Source organism: Synechococcus sp. W65.1, from assembly GCF_047461615.1.
GTDB lineage: Bacteria > Cyanobacteriota > Cyanobacteriia > Thermostichales > Thermostichaceae > Thermostichus.
The window spans coordinates 1-3261 of the sequence record NZ_JANSHI010000026.1 but is presented as its reverse complement, the minus strand read 5'-3'; the positions used below and the strand labels follow the sequence as shown (position 1 = coordinate 3261).

Genomic DNA, 3261 nt, shown 5'->3' with positions numbered 1-3261 from the left:
GTCGTACCTTAACAACTCACGCGATTGCAAAGAGTTATTTGCTGCCGGTCAGCGGTGTGTGCGTCCACCCGCACCGTGTGACCGGGTCACGGTCGGTTGGCCGTGACGGAAGGAAGACATGATGAGCACACGATGGATGCCATGGCGCTGCGTGCCGATGAAGGACGGGGCACGGCACCGATATGCTCCGGGGAGCCGCGTGCAGGCTGTGATCCGGAGATCTCCGAATGGGGCAACCCGCTGCCAGCTGGCAGCGCTCCGCTGATGCGGAGCGGGAACCCGGCCAACTGAAACATCTCAGTAGCCGGAGGAAGCGTGAACCACACCCGTAGTAGCGGCGAGCGAACCGGGTGCAGCCTAAACCGCGTGCGTGTCCAAGGGAGCAGCCGTTGCGCACGCGGGGTTGGAGGACGACCCCTGACCGACCTGCTCGTCGGTCACCCAGGCGACCGCGCTGCGCCGAAGCAGTGTGGAACCCTGCACCGCAGAGCGTGACAGTCGCGTAGGCAGGCGCCTCAGCCGGGTGGGTCGCTCCTGAGTAGGTCCGGGCACGAAGAACCCGGGCTGAAGCTGGGCAGACCACTGTCCAAGGCAACCTACACGCAGTGACCGATAGCGCACAGTACCGTGAGGGAACGGTGAAAAGCACCCCGGTGAGGGGAGTGAAAGAGACCCTGAAATCGTGTGCTTCCACGCCGTGGGAGCCGGAAACACCGGTGACCGCGTGCCTTTTGGAGTATGATCCGGCGAGTTATCCTCGGTGGCGTGGTTAAGGCAGTGCCAGCCGGAGCCGGAGTGAACGCGAGCCTGAACAGGGCGACCGTCGCCGGGGATAGACCCGAAACCGTGTGAGCTACCCATGGCCAGGCTGAAGCGTCCCTAACAGGACGTGGAGGGCCGCACCGGTGTCTGTTGCAAAAGGCTCGGATGAGCTGTGGGTAGGGGTGAAATGCCAATCGAACACGGAGATAGCTGGTTCTCCCCGAAATGTATTGAGGTACAGCCGCGGCTCTGGTTCCCCTGGAGGTAGAGCCCTGTTGTTGTGCGGGGGCTTCACCGCTTACCAAGCGACGGCAAACTGCAAATGCCAGGGGAACGCACCGCGCGTGAGACGGCGGGTGCGAACATCCGTCGTCGAGAGGGAAACAACCCAGACCGCCAGCTAAGGTCCCCCAGTCATCGCTGAGTGGGAAAGGTTGTGGCGCCGCTCAGACAACCAGGAGGTTGGCTTAGAAGCAGCCATCCTTGAAAGAGTGCGTAACAGCTCACTGGTCAAGCAGCGCTGCGCCGACGCTGTACCGGGGCAAAGCGATGCACCGAAGCTGCGGGTTTGCCATCGGCAAACGGTAGGGGAGCGTCGTCGTCGCAGCGAAGGCGGCGCGGAAGCGTCGCTGGAGGGACGACGAGTGCGAATGCCGGAATGAGTAACGGAGAAGCGATGTCGCAATCATCGCCACCGAACGTCTAAGGGTTCTGCCGCACGGGTGCACCGCGGCAGGGTAGTCGGGCCTAAGGGGACGGCACACGCCTGACCTGATGGACAACAGGTTGATAGTCCTGTACCGTGGAGCGGTCGCTAGACCAATGCCGGATGCTGAGGGGTAGTCGCCGCGGCGAGACGAGCGCCGTCCAAGCCGGTAGGGAGCCGCACGACGCAAATCCGTGCGGCGGTGACCGAGAGGCGAGTGAAAGGGGGGCGGACCTCCGCCTCCCAATGGCGAGGCGCCTGTGCAGCCGAGAAAGGCCGGCTCGGGAGACCCTCCACGCCCGTACCGCAAACCGACACCGGTAGACAGGTCGAGGAGACCAAGGTGGACGAGTGACCCCCGGTTAAGGAACTCGGCAAATTGACCCCGTACCTTCGGAAGAAGGGGTGCTGCGGGTAGCGTGAAACCCCTGGCGGGTGGAGCGCGAGGCAGCCGCAGGGTCCAGGCCCGGGCGACTGGTTACCAGAACCACAGCTCCCTGCTCAAGCCGAAAGGCGACGTATAGGGGGTGATGCCTGCCCAGTGCCGGAAGGTTAAGGGGCGGGGTGCAAGCTCCAAACCGAAGCCCCGGTAAACGGCGGCTGTAACTATAACAGTCCTAAGGTAGCGAAATTCCTTGTCGGGTAAGTTCCGACCCGCACGAAAGGCATAACGACCTGGGCACTGTCTCGACCGGGGGCTCGGTGAAATTGCAGTGGCCGTGAAGATGCGGCCACCTCAGAGCGGGACAAAAAGACCCCGTGGAGCTTTACTACAGCTTGCCATCGGGTAGCGGAGGCCGATGCGGAGGATAGGTGGGAGGCGGAGAAGGCTGGCTTGCGGGCTGGCTGGAGCCGACGGTGAAATACCACTCTTCGGTCTGCGCTGCCCTCACCCGCTGCAGGCGGGGACGGTGGCTGGTGGGTAGTTTGACTGGGGCGGTCGCCTCCTAAAGGGTAACGGAGGCGCGCAACGGCGCCCTCAGGCGGGATGGTCATCCGCTGCGGAGTGCAACGGCAGAAGGGCGCTTGACTGCGAGGCAGACCGGCCGAGCAGGGATGAAAGTCGGCCGTAGTGATCCCACAGGACCGGGTGGAAGGCCTGTGGCTTAACGGATAAAAGCTACCCCGGGGATAACAGGCTCAGACCGCCCAAGAGTTCATATCGACGGCGGAGCGTGGCACCTCGATGTCGGCTCGTCGCATCCTGGGGCTGGAGTAGGTCCCAAGGGTTGGGCTGTTCGCCCATGAAAGCGGCACGCGAGCTGGGTTCAGAACGTCGTGAGACAGTTCGGTCTCTATCCGCTCTGAGCGCCTAGAGCAGTGCGCGGGGCTGGCCCTAGTACGAGAGGACCGGGCTGGACGGACCGCTGGTGGAGGAGTTGTAGGGCGTCCTGCAGGCTCCGTAGCTATGTCCGGGAGTGAGAACCGCTGAAAGCATCTAAGTGGGAAACACGCCGCAAGACGACTGCTCTCACAGCGCAAGGCTGGTAAGCCCCCCGCGAGATGAGCGGGCCAAGCGGCCGGAGCTGGAGGCGGGGTGACCCGTAGAGGCGACCGGTGCGCAGGGGCGAGGGCTTCCTTCCGTCACGGCGAACCGACCGGCAGCAGGAAAACAGGGTGCACGAGCAAGCAATCGCGTGAGGGGTGAAGGGACGACCGTCTCTTCTCCCAATGGGTGTGTGTGGAGCGCGGTGGACCCACCCCGTCCCATCCCGAACCGGGTCGTGAAACACCGCAGCGCCGATCCTACTGGCGGCTCACCGCTGGGAACCTAGGTCCATGCACCCGTTCAT

Annotated in this window: 2 rRNA genes; both read left to right on the top strand. The window is 63.8% G+C overall.

Annotated elements, in window-relative coordinates:
• Positions 1-109: 109 nt before the first annotated feature.
• Positions 110-3051, top strand: a 23S ribosomal RNA gene (locus tag NW806_RS10870).
• Between the two features lie 90 nt (positions 3052-3141).
• Positions 3142-3256: ribosomal RNA gene (gene rrf / locus NW806_RS10865) — 5S ribosomal RNA — on the top strand.
• Positions 3257-3261: the final 5 nt, after the last annotated feature.